The organism is Escherichia sp. SCLE84, assembly GCF_012584495.1.
GTDB lineage: Bacteria > Pseudomonadota > Gammaproteobacteria > Enterobacterales > Enterobacteriaceae > ECMA0423.
In genome coordinates this window covers 529,569-545,418 of the sequence record NZ_CP051430.1, presented here as the reverse complement: position 1 = coordinate 545,418, position 15,850 = coordinate 529,569, and the positions used below count along the sequence as shown (strand labels likewise).

Below are 15,850 nucleotides of genomic sequence, written 5' to 3'. Positions count from 1 at the left end.
CCCGAAGACTTTCCTGGTCTGGAGGGCAATACGCCCTCCCTAATGTTCCAAGTGTAACGGCAGACGCGGTAAGAAAAATTCAGTTAACTCTGATATCACGGGTTAGCAGGGAAAATAGCCCCCAGTACCGTCTCCTGGCTTGCGCCAGTGACGGAAGGCAGATTTCCTGGTAATCCCGCCAGCGTCCGCCAGGCAAGCCAGGCGAAAGCCAATGCTTCCATGTCATCGCCACTAATGCCAACGGCATCGGTGGTGGTGACTTCTGTGCCTGGCAGTAATGCCGCCAGACGCGCCATGAGTAGCGGATTACGACTACCTCCACCACATACCATCAATCGTTCGCAGCCACCGCTCAACAAAACTTGTTCAGAAATGGTCACGGCGGTGAGTTCTGCCAGTGTGGCCTGAACATCACGGGGATCAACACCCGGAAAATGGCGTAAATGGCGCTCCAGCCAGCCGTAGTTAAAGTATTCGCGTCCGGTGCTTTTCGGTGCAGGTTGCGAGAAATATGGGTCGCTGAGCATATTTTGCAGCAGTGGGAGAATAACTTTACCCGCCCGTGCCCACTCGGCATCTTTATCGTAAGGTTTACCGGCCTGACGCCAGATCCAGGCATCCATCAGCATGTTACCAGGACCGGTATCGTAGCCGCCAACCGGCTGCCCAGGAATGAGCAGTGACAGATTGGCGATGCCGCCAATATTGAGCACCATTCGTCGCTCGGTTGAGTGAGCCAGCAAGGCATGATGGAACGCAGGTACCAGCGGTGCGCCTTGTCCTCCCAAGGCAATATCGCGACGGCGAAAATCACCGACAACCGTAATTCCGGTGCGTGCCACAATTTGATTGTTATCGCCAATCTGTAAAGTGTGTGGTGCCACGCCCGTCGGTTCATGCCAGACGGTTTGACCGTGACAGCCGATCGCAACTATATCTCTCGCCTGCAGGTTTTGTTCCTTAAGCAAGGCATTGACCGCATCAGCAAAAAGTCGCCCGAGTTGAGTATCAAGCTGTCCAAACTGCGAAAGTGTAAGCTGCTGGCCCTGGCAAATATCCAGTACAGCCTGTTTCAGAGACACCGGGATCGGCCAGCTCAAGCTTGCCAGCTGTGCGACCCGGTGTTCATCTATTGTCGCCAACACAACATCAACACCATCAAGGCTGGTGCCTGACATAACGCCAATAAAGCGGCCCGATTTCATAGTTCATCCTTTTTCAATCTGACGTTTGCGCACCACTCAAACATAAACTTTTCGTGAATACCATGCGGAATGACCGATTTTTACCGTTGGTAGTAAAACATTATCTTCAAATCAATAATCATCATGAATGTTTTGTTTATAATTGGTTGATCCTACTTTCATTATGATTTGCTCATATTTGGTAGAACATGTAACCATGGATTCACATATGCCATATACTTTGACCATGAGGGATGCTTGCGTGGCGTTTCATGGTGAACAGGAGATTTTTCAATGATTAAACGCGTATTGGTTGTTTCAATGGTAGGTCTGTCTCTTGTCGGTTGTGTTAATAACGACACCCTGTCAGGGGATGTTTATACCGCTTCTGAAGCGAAACAAGTACAGAATGTCAGCTATGGCACCATCGTTAACGTACGTCCGGTACAGATTCAGGGCGGTGATGATTCCAACGTTATCGGTGCAATTGGCGGTGCTGTTCTTGGTGGTTTCCTGGGGAATACTGTTGGTGGCGGAACCGGGCGTTCTCTGGCTACTGCAGCAGGCGCTGTTGCAGGTGGCGTAGCTGGTCAGGGCGTACAGAGTGCAATGAACAAAACGCAGGGTGTCGAGCTGGAAATTCGTAAAGACGATGGTAATACCATCATGGTGGTACAGAAACAAGGCAACACTCGTTTCTCTCCGGGCCAACGTGTCGTACTGGCCAGCAATGGCAGTCAGGTGACCGTTTCTCCGCGCTAAATAAGTTTGCGTGTGGTCAGGTTACTGACCACACGCCCCCTTCATTTCACCCTTTGGCCTGTAACTCAATGATATTATGCTCAAGTTTTGCGATGAGCGTAATCAGTTGCTCCAGTTCCTCTGCGGAGATGCCATGTAATATTTCCGCGCGGGTTTTGTTAATAACAGCTTCCATTTCGCTGATCAGTGGCTCTGCCTTTTCCGTCAGTTTAATACGTTTAGCCCGACGATCGCTGGCACAAGTTTGACGCGAAATTAACCCTTTTTCTTCCAGTTGGTCCAGAGTACGGACCAGTGATGGCTGCTCGATGCCAATCGCTTTTGCCAGTTGAATTTGCGACTGGTCTGGAGGTAACTGATGAATATTGTGTAACGTAACCCAATGGGTTTGTGTTAACTCCAGCGGTTTCAGGCGATGGTCTATCAGAGCACGCCATATGCGCACCAACCGTGCCAGATCAGAACCTAGTGGCGATTCCAATTTCATCTCCTTATAATTAGCTTGCTAAGATATTATGCGGCTTTTAGAATAGTGTGCAGCAATTGTATTGCTAAAACAAATGTATTGCTGCATTTGGTTACCGTCAGACATATTTTTCAGAAATTGCGCGTAAATTTTTCGCACTTAAAGAATATTTATTAATCTAACGCAATATATTCGGTCGTAAAGGAATCTACTTTGTGAAGTTTATGCTCAATGCAACAGGATTGCCCTTACAAGATCTGGTGTTCGGTGCGTCCGTCTATTTTCCTCCGTTTTTCAAAGCCTTCGCGTTTGGATTCGTCATCTGGCTTGTCGTACACCGCCTGCTTCGTGGCTGGATCTACGCCGGTGACATCTGGCATCCCTTGTTAATGGATTTATCGCTGTTTGCGATTTGCGTTTGCCTTGCTCTGGCAATACTGATTGCGTGGTAACTATGTCAATTAAAACAATTAAGTATTTCTCAACAATCATTGTAGCGATAGTTGCGGTTCTTGCCGGATGGTGGCTGTGGAATTATTACATGCAATCTCCGTGGACACGCGACGGGAAAATACGCGCAGAAAAGGTTTCTATCACCCCACAGGTGTCGGGACGTATTGTTGAGCTGAATATAAAAGACAACCAACTGGTTAACGCGGGGGATCTTCTGCTCACGATCGATAAAACGCCCTTTCAGATCGCCGAGCTGAACGCACAGGCTCAGCTGGCGAAAGCGCAATCTGACCTCGCAAAAGCCAATAACGAAGCGAATCGTCGTCGTCATCTCTCACAAAATTTTATTTCTGCCGAAGAACTCGATACCGCTAACCTCAATGTTAAAGCGATGCAGGCCAGTGTTAATGCCGCACAGGCCACGCTGAAACAGACACAATGGCAACTGGCGCAAACGGAAATTCGCGCCCCGGTGAGTGGTTGGGTGACTAACCTCACTACCCGCATCGGCGATTACGCTGACACCGGGAAACCGCTGTTTGCCCTTGTCGACAGCCACTCGTTTTACGTCATTGGTTATTTTGAAGAAACCAAGTTGCGCCATATCCGCGAAGGTGCACCAGCACAAATTACCCTCTATAGTGATAACAAAACGTTACGGGGTCACGTTTCCAGTATCGGTCGGGCGATTTATGATCAAAGCGTTGAAAGTGACTCAAGCCTTATTCCGGATGTGAAACCTAACGTCCCCTGGGTTCGTCTCGCCCAACGCGTTCCCGTCCGCTTTGCGCTGGATAAAGTTCCAGGCGATGTCACGCTGGTGTCGGGCACCACCTGTAGCATTGCCGTAGGTCAATAATGAACGCATCGTCATGGTCCTTGCGCAATTTGCCCTGGTTCAAGGCCACGCTGGCGCAATGGCGTTATGCGTTACGCAATACCATTGCCATGTGTCTGGCGCTGACGGTTGCCTATTATTTGAATCTGGATGAACCCTATTGGGCGATGACCTCGGCTGCAGTGGTTAGCTTTCCCACCGTTGGCGGTGTCATCAGCAAAAGCCTCGGACGCATCGCTGGCAGTTTACTGGGAGCCATTGCGGCACTGCTTCTTGCCGGGCATACGCTCAATGAGCCGTGGTTTTTTCTATTGAGCATGTCGGCGTGGCTTGGCTTTTGTACCTGGGCCTGTGCGCACTTCACGAATAACGTCGCGTATGCATTTCAACTGGCGGGCTACACGGCTGCCATCATCGCCTTTCCGATGGTTAATATTACTGAGGCCAGCCAGCTGTGGGATATCGCTCAGGCGCGCGTTTGCGAGGTGATAGTCGGTATTTTGTGCGGCGGCATGATGATGATGATCCTGCCTAGCAGTTCCGATGCTACAGCCCTTTTAACCGCATTGAAAAACATGCACGCCCGATTACTGGAACATGCCAGTTTACTCTGGCAGCCTGAAACAAACGATGCCATTCGTGCAGCACATGAGGGGGTGATTGGGCAGATACTGACCATGAATTTGCTGCGTATCCAGGCTTTCTGGAGCCACTATCGTTTTCGCCAGCAAAACGCGCGCCTTAATGCGCTACTCCACCAGCAATTACGTATGACCAGTGTCATCTCCAGCCTGCGACGTATGTTGCTCAACTGGCCCTCACCGCCAGGTGCCACGCGAGAAATTCTCGAACAATTGCTGACGGCGCTCGCCAGTTCGCAAACAGATGCTTACACCGTCGCACGTATTATCGCCCCGCTACGCCCGACCAACGTCGCCGACTACCGGCACGTCGCCTTCTGGCAGCGACTACGTTATTTTTGCCGCCTTTATCTGCAAAGTAGTCAGGAATTACATCGTCTGCAAAGCGGTGTAGATGATCATGCCAGACTCGCACGGACATCCGCTCTGGCTCGTCATACCGACAACACCGAAGCTATGTGGAGCGGGCTGCGTACATTTTGTACGTTGATGATGATTGGCGCATGGAGTATTGCATCGCAATGGGATGCCGGTGCCAATGCATTAACGCTGGCAGCAATTAGCTGCGTACTCTACTCCGCCGTCGCAGCACCGTTTAAGTCGTTGTCACTGCTGATGCGCACGCTGGTGTTACTTTCGCTATTCAGCTTTGTGGTCAAATTTGGCCTGATGGTCCAGATTAGCGATCTGTGGCAATTTTTACTGTTTCTCTTTCCACTGCTGGCGACAATGCAGCTTCTTAAATTGCAGATGCCCAAATTTGCCGCACTGTGGGGGCAACTGATTGTTTTTATGGGTTCGTTTATCGCTGTCACTAATCCCCCGGTGTATGATTTTGCTGATTTTCTTAACGATAATCTGGCAAAAATCGTTGGCGTTGCGCTGGCTTGGCTAGCGTTCGCCATTCTGCGTCCAGGATCGGATGCTCGTAAAAGCCGCCGCCATATTCGCGCGCTGCGCCGGGATTTTGTCGATCAGCTAAGCCGCCATCCAACACTGAGTGAAAGCGAATTTGAATCGCTCACTTATCATCACGTCAGTCAGTTGAGTAACAGCCAGGATGCGCTGGCTCGCCGTTGGTTATTACGCTGGGGTGTAGTGCTGCTGAACTGTTCTCATGTTGTCTGGCAATTGCGCGACTGGGAATCGCGTTCCGATCCGTTATCGCGAGTACGGGATAACTGTATTTCACTGTTGCGGGGAGTGATGAGTGAGCGTGGCGTTCAGCAAAAATCACTGGCGGCCACACTTGAAGAATTACAGCGGATTTGCAACAGCCTTGCCCGTCATCATCAACCTGCCGCCCGTGAGCTGGCGGCAATTGTCTGGCGGCTGTACTGCTCGCTTTCGCAACTTGAGCAAGCACCACCGCAAGGTACGCTGGCCTCGTAATTACTTAATTACACCACAGGCATAGCGTTCACCGCCACCGCCCAGCGGTTTAGGTTGATCGGACATATTATCGCCGCCAACGTGGACCATCAGCGCTTTGTCTTTGATTTCATCCAGTGATTTCAGACGAGGCGCGATGACGGCATCGGTAGCTTTGCCGTCATTATTGACGACCAGTGCAGGCAGATCGCCTAAATGCCCGGCACCTTCTGGCCCTTCATGTTTACCGGTATTTTGTGGATCAAGATGCCCGCCTGCGGATTCCGCGGCGCTGGCTTTGCCATCTTTGGTGGCTGGCTGGCAGCTTCCTTTGGCATGAATATGGAAGCCATGTTCACCGGGGGGTAATGCTTTCAGATCGGGCGAAAACTCCAGACCTTTATCGGTTTCAGTAATGGTGACGCTACCAATTGACTGCCCTACCCCTTGCGACGTGACGAGGTTCATCTCGACTTTTTCACTGGCAGCTTGTGCGCCGGTTGCAACAACCAGCGCCAGAATAGCCAGACTAAAACGTTTCATAGGACCTCCGTTCATTGTGCATTCCTGAATAAGTGTAAACCAGTGACACATTTTTGAACGGCGGCTATTCCTAAAAGTGCTTACGGTACGTCGTACCCCAGTGCCGCTTTACGGATACGAAACCATTGTTGACGGGTCATTTTCAGTGTTTCTGCTTCGACAGCTGCCCGTACGCGCTCAATTTTACCTGAACCGATAATTGGCAGCGGCTGCGATGGTAAACGTAATACCCAGGCGTAAACCACCTGTTCAATCGAGCCCGCGTTTAACTCCTCTGCCACCACAGCCAGTTCATCACGCAGCGGCTGGAAATAATCATCATTAAACAGACGACCACCACCAAGGCAGGACCACGCCATCGGACGAACACGCAGTTGTTGTAGTTGGTCGAGCGTGCCATCCAGCAGTAACGGCTGATGCACCGGGGATATTTCCACCTGATTAGTGGCAAGGGTAAACGGCAGACGTGATTGCAACAGGGCAAATTGCGCAGGCGTAAAGTTCGATACGCCAAAATGACGCACTTTGCCGCTCTGATGCAGATGTTTGAACGCGTCCGCCACTTCATCGGCATCCATTAACGGGTCTGGTCGGTGGATTAACAGCAGATCCAGATGATCGGTCGCGAGATTAATTAGCGACTGTTCGGCGCTCTTAATGATGTGATCGCGGTCAGTGATGTAATGACCAATGACGTTTTCTTCACGCGCGGTCGTCGCGATACCGCATTTACTGACGATTTCCATCCGTTCACGCAGGTGAGGTGCCAGTTTCAGTGCCTCGCCAAACGCCGCTTCGCACTGATAGCCACCATAAATATCAGCATGGTCCACGGTGGTCACGCCGAGATCCAGATGCTCTTCAATAAAACTGACCAGCTGGCGGGCGGACATATTCCAGTCCATCAATCGCCAGTAGCCCATCACAAAACGGGAAAACTCCGGGCCTTGCGGCGCAATAGTAATACGCTGAACCATAATCGCTTCCTCTTATCAGATATGAGAGGAGTATACGCAAGATTAGGTTCAAAAGAGTGATGGTTGCTTCGGTTCGTCTGATGACGCTGGCTTATTTGCGCGTAATTTGCGCATTAATCGCTGCCGACAAAGGCGCAGCACCTCTTGTTTTTCGCCATCGCTCATTTTATTCCAGTTAAAACGCTCATCACGACTACGAAAACAGCCGCGACAAAACCCGCGTTCGTCAGACTGGCAAATTCCCCGGCACGGGCTCTGGACGGGAAAGAACTCTAATTGCTCCGCCACTTCGCCCTCCTCAGATAAGATTATTACCATTATTGAAGCTGTTAATGTCCAAAGTAGCAACTTTGCTTGCACTAGACCGACTGGTCTACTACACTCCAACGCATGAACAAACACACCGAACATGATACTCGCGAACATCTCCTGGCGACGGGCGAGCAACTTTGCCTGCAACGTGGATTCACCGGGTTGGGGCTAAGCGAATTACTAAAAACCGCTGAAGTGCCGAAAGGGTCCTTCTATCACTACTTTCGCTCTAAAGAAGCGTTTGGCGTTGCCATGCTTGAGCGTCATTACGCCGCATATCACCAGCGACTGACTGAGTTGCTGCAATCCGGCGAAGGTAACTACCGCGACCGCATACTGGCTTATTACCAGCAAACCCTGAACCAGTTTTGCCAACATGGAACCATCAGTGGTTGCCTGACAGTAAAACTCTCTGCCGAAGTGTGCGATCTGTCAGAAGATATGCGCAGCGCGATGGATAAAGGTGCTCGCGGCGTGATCGCCCTGCTCTCTCAGGCGCTGGAAAATGGCCGTGAGAACCATTGTTTAACCTTTTGTGGCGAACCGCTACAACAGGCACAAGTGCTTTACGCACTGTGGCTTGGCGCGAATCTGCAGGCCAAAATTTCGCGCAGTTTCGAGCCACTGGAAAACGCGCTGGCCCATGTAAAAAACATTATTGCGACGCCTGCCGTTTAGCAGGCATTTTTTATCACCAGACGACCAGGAGCCTTTATGTCATCTGAAAAACTGTATTCCCCACTGAAAGTGGGCGCGATCACGGCGGCAAACCGTATTTTTATGGCACCGCTGACGCGTCTGCGCAGTATTGAACCGGGTGACATTCCTACCCCGTTGATGGCGGAATACTATCGCCAACGTGCCAGTGCCGGTTTGATTATTAGTGAAGCCACGCAAATTTCTGCCCAGGCAAAAGGATATGCAGGTGCGCCTGGCATCCATAGTCCGGAGCAAATTGCCGCATGGAAAAAAATCACCGCTGGCGTTCATGCTGAAAATGGTCATATGGCCGTGCAGCTGTGGCACACCGGACGCATTTCTCACGCCAGCCTGCAACCTGGCGGTCAGGCACCGGTAGCGCCTTCAGCACTTAGCGCGGGAACACGTACTTCTCTGCGCGATGAAAATGGTCAGGCGATCCGTGTTGAAACATCCATGCCGCGTGCGCTTGAACTGGAAGAGATTCCAGGTATCGTCAATGATTTCCGTCAGGCCATTGCTAACGCGCGTGAAGCCGGTTTTGATCTGGTAGAGCTCCACTCTGCTCACGGTTATTTGCTGCATCAGTTCCTTTCTCCTTCTTCAAACCATCGTACCGATCAGTACGGCGGCAGCGTGGAAAATCGCGCACGTCTGGTACTGGAAGTGGTCGATGCCGGGATTGAAGAATGGGGTGCCGATCGCATTGGCATTCGCGTTTCGCCAATCGGTACTTTCCAGAACACGGATAACGGCCCGAATGAAGAAGCCGATGCACTGTATCTGATTGAACAACTGGGTAAACGCGGCATTGCTTATCTGCATATGTCAGAACCAGATTGGGCGGGGGGTGAACCGTATACTGATGCGTTCCGCGAAAAAGTACGCGCCCGTTTCCACGGTCCGATTATCGGCGCAGGTGCATACACAGTAGAAAAAGCTGAAACGCTGATCGGCAAAGGGTTAATTGATGCGGTGGCATTTGGTCGTGACTGGATTGCGAACCCGGATCTGGTCGCCCGCTTGCAGCGCAAAGCTGAGCTTAACCCACAGCGTGCCGAAAGTTTCTACGGTGGCGGCGCGGAAGGCTATACCGATTACCCGACGTTGTAATCCAACATTGCGAGCGGCGTAAAGCCGCCGCTATACTAAAACAACATTTTGAATCTGTTAGCCATTTTGAGGATAAAAAGATGCGTCTTCTTCATACCATGCTGCGCGTTGGCGATCTGCAACGCTCCATCGATTTTTATACCAAAGTGCTGGGCATGAAACTGCTGCGTACCAGCGAAAACCCGGAATACAAATACTCACTGGCGTTTGTTGGCTACGGCCCGGAAACCGAAGAAGCGGTGATTGAACTGACCTACAACTGGGGCGTGGATAAATACGAACTCGGCACTGCTTATGGTCACATCGCGCTTAGCGTAGATAACGCCGCTGAAGCGTGCGAAAAAATCCGTCAAAACGGGGGTAACGTGACCCGTGAAGCGGGTCCGGTAAAAGGCGGTACTACGGTTATCGCGTTTGTGGAAGATCCGGACGGTTACAAAATTGAGTTAATCGAAGAGAAAGACGCCGGTCGCGGTCTGGGCAACTAATCTCCTGCCGGGCGTGAACTCATCGCGCCCGCATCTTTACTGCATCGACAAGTAATATTTGTCATAATGCGCGCTGCAATTTATCCGTATTAAGAGAATCAGATGTCCGATAACGCTCAACTTACCGGTCTGTGCGACCGTTTTCGTGGTTTTTATCCTGTTGTGATCGATGTTGAAACAGCCGGATTTAACGCCAAAACCGATGCGCTGCTTGAGATTGCCGCCATCACCCTGAAAATGGATGAACAAGGCTGGCTGATGCCGGACACCACATTACATTTCCACGTCGAACCATTTGTCGGCGCAAATTTGCAGCCAGAGGCCCTCGCCTTCAACGGCATTGACCCGAACGATCCCGATCGCGGCGCGGTCAGCGAATACGAGGCGCTGCACGAAATTTTTAAAGTTGTACGTAAAGGTATTAAAGCGAGCGGCTGTAACCGCGCCATTATGGTGGCGCACAATGCCAATTTTGATCACAGCTTTATGATGGCCGCCGCAGAACGCGCCTCACTGAAACGTAACCCGTTCCACCCTTTCGCCACTTTTGACACTGCTGCACTGGCCGGGCTGGCACTCGGACAAACCGTATTGTCAAAGGCTTGCCAGACCGCTGGCATGGACTTCGACAGCACCCAGGCGCACTCCGCGCTGTACGACACCGAACGCACTGCTGTGCTGTTTTGTGAAATCGTCAACCGCTGGAAACGTCTGGGAGGCTGGCCGCTACCTGCCGCCGAAGAGGTGTAATCGAGTCGATGCCTGATGACATGCAATGATTCAGGCATCTATAGTGAGGCTATTCCACGCATCAAGCATGATATTCACGGGGAATAGCGTTAATGGCAGATAATCCAGACCCTTCATCGCTCCTGCCGGACGTGTTTTCACCGGCGACCCGCGACTGGTTTCTTCGCGCCTTTAAACAGCCGACCGCTGTCCAGTCGCAAACCTGGCATGTGGCGGCGCGAAGCGAACATGCGCTGGTGATTGCACCGACCGGCTCCGGGAAAACGCTGGCAGCATTTCTCTACGCCCTCGATCGGCTCTTCCGCGAAGGCGGCGAAGATACCCGCGAGGCGCATAAGCGTAAAACCTCACGCATCCTCTATATTTCACCGATAAAAGCTCTGGGCACCGACGTTCAGCGCAACTTGCAGCTCCCGTTGAAGGGTATTGCCGATGAACGGCGGCGGCGCGGCGAAACGGAAGTCAATCTTCGCGTAGGGATCCGTACTGGCGATACGCCTGCACAGGAACGCAGCAAACTCACCCGTAATCCGCCGGATATTCTGATCACCACACCCGAATCACTCTATCTGATGCTGACCTCCCGCGCGCGCGAAACGCTACGCGGCGTCGAAACGGTAATTATTGATGAAGTCCACGCGGTAGCGGGCAGTAAACGTGGTGCGCATCTGGCGTTAAGTCTGGAGCGGCTCGATGCGCTGCTCCACACCTCAGCACAGCGAATTGGCCTTTCTGCCACTGTGCGCTCAGCCAGCGATGTGGCAGCATTTCTTGGTGGCGATCGCCCGGTTACGGTAGTCAACCCGCCCGCAATGCGCCATCCGCAGATACGAATTGTCGTACCGGTCGCCAATATGGATGATGTCTCATCGGTCGCCAGCGGCACCGGCGAAGACAGCCATGCCGGCCGGGAAGGCTCCATCTGGCCATATATTGAAACGGGTATCCTTGATGAAGTGTTGCGCCATCGCTCGACCATTGTCTTTACTAATTCACGTGGGCTGGCGGAAAAACTGACGGCACGATTAAATGAGCTTTACGCCGCACGCTTACAGCGTTCCCCGTCTATCGCCGTTGATACGGCCCATTTCGAGTCGACCTCCGGCGCAACCTCTAACCATGTACAAAGTAGCGACGTTTTTATTGCCCGCTCACACCACGGCTCCGTCTCTAAAGAACAACGAGCAATCACCGAACAGGCGCTGAAATCGGGTGAATTACGCTGCGTGGTCGCAACCTCCAGTCTCGAACTGGGGATTGATATGGGCGCGGTGGATCTGGTGATTCAGGTGGCAACGCCGCTTTCTGTTGCCAGTGGGTTACAACGCATTGGTCGCGCCGGACATCAGGTTGGCGGTGTATCTAAAGGGCTGTTTTTCCCTCGTACCCGGCGTGACTTAGTCGATTCCGCAGTCATTGTAGAGTGTATGTTCGCAGGCAGGCTGGAAAACCTGACACCGCCGCATAATCCACTCGACGTCCTTGCGCAGCAAACCGTTGCCGCCGCGGCGATGGATGCATTACAGGTAGACGAATGGTACTCCCGCGTACGCCGTGCCGCACCGTGGAAAGATCTGCCAAGACGTGTTTTTGACGCCACGCTGGATATGCTTTCCGGGCGCTATCCCTCTGGCGATTTTTCTGCTTTTCGCCCCAAACTGGTCTGGAACAGGGAGACCGGGATATTGACCGCCCGACCTGGCGCTCAATTGTTGGCGGTTACCAGCGGCGGCACCATTCCGGATCGTGGCATGTATAGCGTGTTATTACCCGAAGGTGAAGAACAGGCCGGTTCGCGGCGGGTGGGTGAACTGGATGAGGAGATGGTATATGAGTCGCGGGTGAACGACATTATCACTCTCGGCGCTACCTCATGGCGGATCCAGCAAATCACCCGCGATCAGGTGATTGTGACTCCTGCTCCGGGTCGTTCTGCCCGGCTCCCCTTCTGGCGTGGTGAAGGTAACGGACGTCCGGCTGAATTAGGCGAGATGATCGGCGATTTTCTTCATTTACTGGCGGATGGCGCGTTCTTTTCCGGGACTATTCCCCCGTGGCTGGCAGAAGAAAATACGAACGCCAATATTCAGGGGTTGATTGACGAGCAACGCAACGCGACGGGCATCGTTCCGGGGAGTCGCCATCTGGTCCTCGAACGGTGCCGTGATGAAATTGGCGACTGGCGTATTATTTTGCACTCTCCCTATGGAAGACGGGTGCATGAACCCTGGGCGCTGGCGATTGCCGGGCGAATACATGCCCTATGGGGCGCTGACGCGTCTGTGGTCGCCAGTGATGACGGCATTGTTGCGCGCATTCCTGACACTGATGGTAAATTGCCCGACGCCGCGATTTTTTTGTTTGAACCAGAAAAGTTGCTGCAAATTGTCCGCGAGGCGGTAGGCAGCTCGGCACTTTTCGCCGCCCGTTTTCGCGAATGCGCCGCGCGGGCATTATTAATGCCGGGGCGCACTCCGGGCCATCGCACCCCGCTTTGGCAACAACGGCTGCGCGCCAGTCAGTTGCTGGAAATCGCTCAGGGATATCCGGATTTTCCGGTCATTCTCGAAACCCTACGCGAATGTCTGCAAGATGTTTATGATCTTCCCGCACTGGAACGTTTGATGCGTCGCCTGAACGGTGGCGAAATTCAAATATCCGATGTAACGACCACTACGCCCTCGCCTTTCGCCACAAGTTTATTGTTCGGCTATGTCGCGGAATTTATGTACCAGAGCGACGCCCCGCTGGCAGAGCGCCGGGCATCCGTACTGTCGCTGGACAGCGAGTTACTGCGCAATCTACTCGGACAGGTCGATCCGGGGGAATTACTCGACCCGCAGGTCATTCGCCAGGTGGAAGAAGAGTTGCAACGACTGGCTCCTGGCAGAAGAGCGAAAGGTGAAGAAGGATTGTTCGACCTGCTGCGCGAACTGGGGCCAATGACCGTTGAAGACCTGGCGCAACGGCATACAGGCAGCAGTGAAGAGGTTGCGTCGTATCTGGAAAATCTTCTTGCAGTAAAACGAATCTTCCCAGCGATGATTAGCGGACAGGAGCGTCTTGCCTGTATGGATGATGCCGCCAGGCTGCGTGATGCCCTCGGCGTACGACTACCAGAGTCATTGCCAGAGATTTATTTACATAGAGTCAGTTACCCGCTTCGCGATCTCTTTCTGCGCTATCTCCGGGCTCATGCTCTGGTCACGGCTGAACAACTGGCTCATGAGTTTAGTCTCGGTATTGCCATTGTCGAAGAGCAGCTTCAGCAACTGCGTGAACAGGGTCTGGTGATGAATCTGCAACAAGACATCTGGGTGAGCGATGAAGTATTTCGTCGTCTGCGTTTGCGCTCGCTGCAAGCCGCCAGAGAAGCGACGCGTCCCGTTGCAGCCACGACCTATGCGCGATTGCTGCTGGAACGTCAGGGCGTATTACCCGCCACCGATGGTAGCCCGGCGCTCTTTGCCTCAACATCGCCAGGCGTTTATGAGGGCGTAGATGGCGTGATGCGGGTGATCGAACAGCTTGCCGGAGTCGGTTTACCCGCCTCACTCTGGGAAAGCCAGATCCTGCCTGCCCGCGTACGCGACTATTCGTCAGAAATGCTCGATGAATTACTGGCAACCGGTGCGGTTATCTGGTCGGGGCAAAAAAAACTGGGTGAAGATGACGGCCTGGTGGCACTGCATCTACAGGAATATGCTGCAGAATCGTTCACTCCCGCCGAAGCGGATCAGGCGAATCGTTCGGCGCTGCAACAAGCGATAGTCGCTGTTCTGGCTGACGGAGGAGCCTGGTTTGCACAACAAATCAGCCAACGGATACGCGACAAAATCGGCGAATCGGTTGATCTCTCTGCCCTGCAAGAGGCGTTATGGGCGCTGGTCTGGCAAGGCGTCATCACCAGCGACATTTGGGCACCGTTACGCGCCCTCACCCGCAGCAGTTCCAACGCACGCACCTCAACTCGCCGCAGTCACCGGGCTCATCGTGGACGTCCTGTCTATGCGCAACCCGTCTCGCCGCTGGTATCTTACAACACACCAAATCTGGCTGGACGCTGGTCGTTATTGCAGGTGGAGCCACTAAACGATACCGAAAGGATGCTGGCGCTGGCGGAAAATATGCTCGACCGCTACGGCATCATCAGTCGTCAGGCGGTGATAGCCGAAAATATCCCTGGCGGGTTTCCATCGATGCAAACGCTTTGTCGAAGTATGGAAGACTCCGGGCGAATTATGCGAGGTCGTTTTGTAGAAGGTCTGGGTGGCGCGCAATTCGCTGAACGTCTGACTATTGACCGATTGCGCGATCTGGCGACACAAGCCACGCAAACGCGCCACTATACACCAGTGGCGCTCTCTGCCAACGATCCGGCTAATGTGTGGGGAAATCTTCTGCCCTGGCCTGCACATCCGGCAACGCTGGTTCCAACGCGTCGGGCGGGTGCGCTGGTGGTCGTTTCTGGCGGCAAATTGTTACTCTATCTGGCGCAAGGTGGCAAAAAAATGCTGGTCTGGCAGGAAAAAGAGGAATTACTCGCCCCAGAGGTTTTCCACGCGCTGACTACCGCACTGCGTCGCGAACCACGGCTGCGCTTTACGCTAACAGAAGTGAATGATCTACCGGTCCGGCAAACGCCGATGTTTACGCTGCTGCGTGAGGCGGGATTTTCAAGTTCGCCACAAGGGCTGGATTGGGGATAGAGAAAGGACTGACGGATGCCCGTTCGCATCCGTCAGTATTGCAGGACGGATTATTCCGCGTCCGGCTCTTCAGACTTGTATTTAGCGGCAGTTTCTTTGATCAGCTGCTGCAGTTCGCCACGCTGATACATTTCGATCACGATATCACAACCGCCGACCAGCTCGCCGTCAACCCACAGTTGCGGGAAGGTCGGCCAGTTAGCATGTTTCGGCAGTTCCGCACGAATGTCCGGATTCTGCAGAATATCAACATAGGCAAAACGTTCGCCACATGCGGCAAGCGCCTGGACTGCCTGGGCAGAGAAACCGCAGCTCGGCAGTTTCGGTGAACCTTTCATGTACAGCAGGATCGGGTTTTCAGCAATCTGGCGTTGGATTTTTTCGATAGTGGTGCTCATTGTCTTGCTTCCTCAAACTTCTTTACGGCAGTAATCTGACATTGTAGCGGGTCAGTGCGGCATCGGAAAATAACATTTTCATCACGCTTTTGCTATTTTATCCCTTTGCTCTATTTGTTGCATTTCAAATATTCGTTTCTTCTCTG

General features: G+C 52.8%; 15 protein-coding genes. 9 read left to right on the top strand and 6 right to left on the bottom strand.

Going from position 1 to position 15,850, the window contains the following annotated elements; genetic code table 11:
- Window positions 1-95 precede the first annotated feature (95 nt).
- Complete coding sequence (gene anmK / locus HGD79_RS02875) at window positions 96-1,205, bottom strand: anhydro-N-acetylmuramic acid kinase (RefSeq protein ID WP_000835094.1); 1,110 nt, start codon at window positions 1,203-1,205, stop codon at window positions 96-98.
- Between the two features lie 273 nt (window positions 1,206-1,478).
- Between anmK and slyB the strand changes: the two genes are divergently transcribed.
- Complete coding sequence (gene slyB, locus HGD79_RS02870) at window positions 1,479-1,946, top strand: outer membrane lipoprotein SlyB (RefSeq protein WP_000597196.1); 468 nt, start codon at window positions 1,479-1,481, stop codon at window positions 1,944-1,946.
- 46 nt (window positions 1,947-1,992) lie between these two features.
- Here slyB and slyA read toward each other — a convergent pair whose 3' ends face one another.
- The gene (gene slyA, locus HGD79_RS02865; RefSeq protein ID WP_001296943.1) at window positions 1,993-2,427 is read right to left on the bottom strand and encodes a transcriptional regulator SlyA; all 435 of its coding nucleotides are present in this window, start codon (window positions 2,425-2,427) and stop codon (window positions 1,993-1,995) included.
- Window positions 2,428-2,627: 200 nt separating this feature from the next.
- Between slyA and HGD79_RS02860 the strand changes: the two genes are divergently transcribed.
- Genes HGD79_RS02860 through HGD79_RS02850 form a run of 3 tightly spaced genes read left to right on the top strand, consistent with a single transcriptional unit; the run spans window position 2,628 to window position 5,736 of the window.
- On the top strand, window positions 2,628-2,864 hold the full coding sequence (locus HGD79_RS02860; RefSeq protein ID WP_000670998.1) for a DUF1656 domain-containing protein: 237 nt from the start codon (window positions 2,628-2,630) through the stop codon (window positions 2,862-2,864).
- Window positions 2,865-2,866: 2 nt separating this feature from the next.
- Window positions 2,867-3,724 carry an HlyD family secretion protein gene (locus HGD79_RS02855; protein WP_001296942.1) on the top strand — a complete coding sequence of 286 codons (858 nt, stop codon included), beginning with the start codon at window positions 2,867-2,869 and terminating at the stop codon, window positions 3,722-3,724.
- Window positions 3,724-5,736 carry an FUSC family protein gene (locus HGD79_RS02850; protein WP_000994289.1) on the top strand — a complete coding sequence of 671 codons (2,013 nt, stop codon included), beginning with the start codon at window positions 3,724-3,726 and terminating at the stop codon, window positions 5,734-5,736. Before HGD79_RS02855 ends, HGD79_RS02850 begins: the two co-directional genes overlap by 1 nt.
- Here the strand turns inward: HGD79_RS02850 and sodC are convergent, their stop codons facing one another.
- The 3 genes from sodC to HGD79_RS02835 all read right to left on the bottom strand — a co-directional run bounded on the left by sodC (window position 5,737) and on the right by HGD79_RS02835 (window position 7,523).
- A complete protein-coding gene (gene sodC / locus HGD79_RS02845) occupies window positions 5,737-6,258 on the bottom strand; it encodes a superoxide dismutase [Cu-Zn] SodC (protein WP_001296937.1) in 522 nt (173 codons plus the stop codon).
- An 80-nt stretch (window positions 6,259-6,338) separates the two neighbouring features.
- On the bottom strand, window positions 6,339-7,235 hold the full coding sequence (locus HGD79_RS02840) for an aldo/keto reductase family oxidoreductase (RefSeq protein ID WP_000250656.1): 897 nt from the start codon (window positions 7,233-7,235) through the stop codon (window positions 6,339-6,341).
- A 48-nt stretch (window positions 7,236-7,283) separates the two neighbouring features.
- Window positions 7,284-7,523: a DUF1289 domain-containing protein gene (locus HGD79_RS02835; RefSeq protein ID WP_001542911.1), complete on the bottom strand. Its 240-nt coding sequence runs from the start codon at window positions 7,521-7,523 to the stop codon at window positions 7,284-7,286.
- A 102-nt stretch (window positions 7,524-7,625) separates the two neighbouring features.
- Here HGD79_RS02835 and nemR point away from each other — a divergent pair, with 102 nt between their 5' ends.
- The 5 genes from nemR (at window position 7,626) to HGD79_RS02810 (ending at window position 15,306) form a co-directional block, all read left to right on the top strand.
- Window positions 7,626-8,225 carry a DNA-binding transcriptional regulator NemR gene (gene nemR, locus HGD79_RS02830; RefSeq protein WP_021532937.1) on the top strand — a complete coding sequence of 200 codons (600 nt, stop codon included), beginning with the start codon at window positions 7,626-7,628 and terminating at the stop codon, window positions 8,223-8,225.
- Window positions 8,226-8,261: 36 nt separating this feature from the next.
- A complete protein-coding gene (nemA, locus tag HGD79_RS02825; RefSeq protein ID WP_000093589.1) occupies window positions 8,262-9,359 on the top strand; it encodes an N-ethylmaleimide reductase in 1,098 nt (365 codons plus the stop codon).
- A gap of 80 nt (window positions 9,360-9,439) precedes the next feature.
- Window positions 9,440-9,847, top strand: a complete 408-nt coding sequence (gene gloA / locus HGD79_RS02820) for a lactoylglutathione lyase (protein WP_001237796.1) — start codon at window positions 9,440-9,442, stop codon at window positions 9,845-9,847.
- A gap of 102 nt (window positions 9,848-9,949) precedes the next feature.
- Window positions 9,950-10,597: a ribonuclease T gene (gene rnt, locus HGD79_RS02815; protein ID WP_001282281.1), complete on the top strand. Its 648-nt coding sequence runs from the start codon at window positions 9,950-9,952 to the stop codon at window positions 10,595-10,597.
- A 92-nt stretch (window positions 10,598-10,689) separates the two neighbouring features.
- The gene (locus tag HGD79_RS02810; protein WP_168848281.1) at window positions 10,690-15,306 is read left to right on the top strand and encodes an ATP-dependent helicase; all 4,617 of its coding nucleotides are present in this window, start codon (window positions 10,690-10,692) and stop codon (window positions 15,304-15,306) included.
- Between the two features lie 50 nt (window positions 15,307-15,356).
- Here HGD79_RS02810 and grxD read toward each other — a convergent pair whose 3' ends face one another.
- Window positions 15,357-15,704, bottom strand: a complete 348-nt coding sequence (grxD, locus tag HGD79_RS02805) for a monothiol glutaredoxin 4 (RefSeq protein ID WP_139496520.1) — start codon at window positions 15,702-15,704, stop codon at window positions 15,357-15,359.
- Window positions 15,705-15,850: the final 146 nt, after the last annotated feature.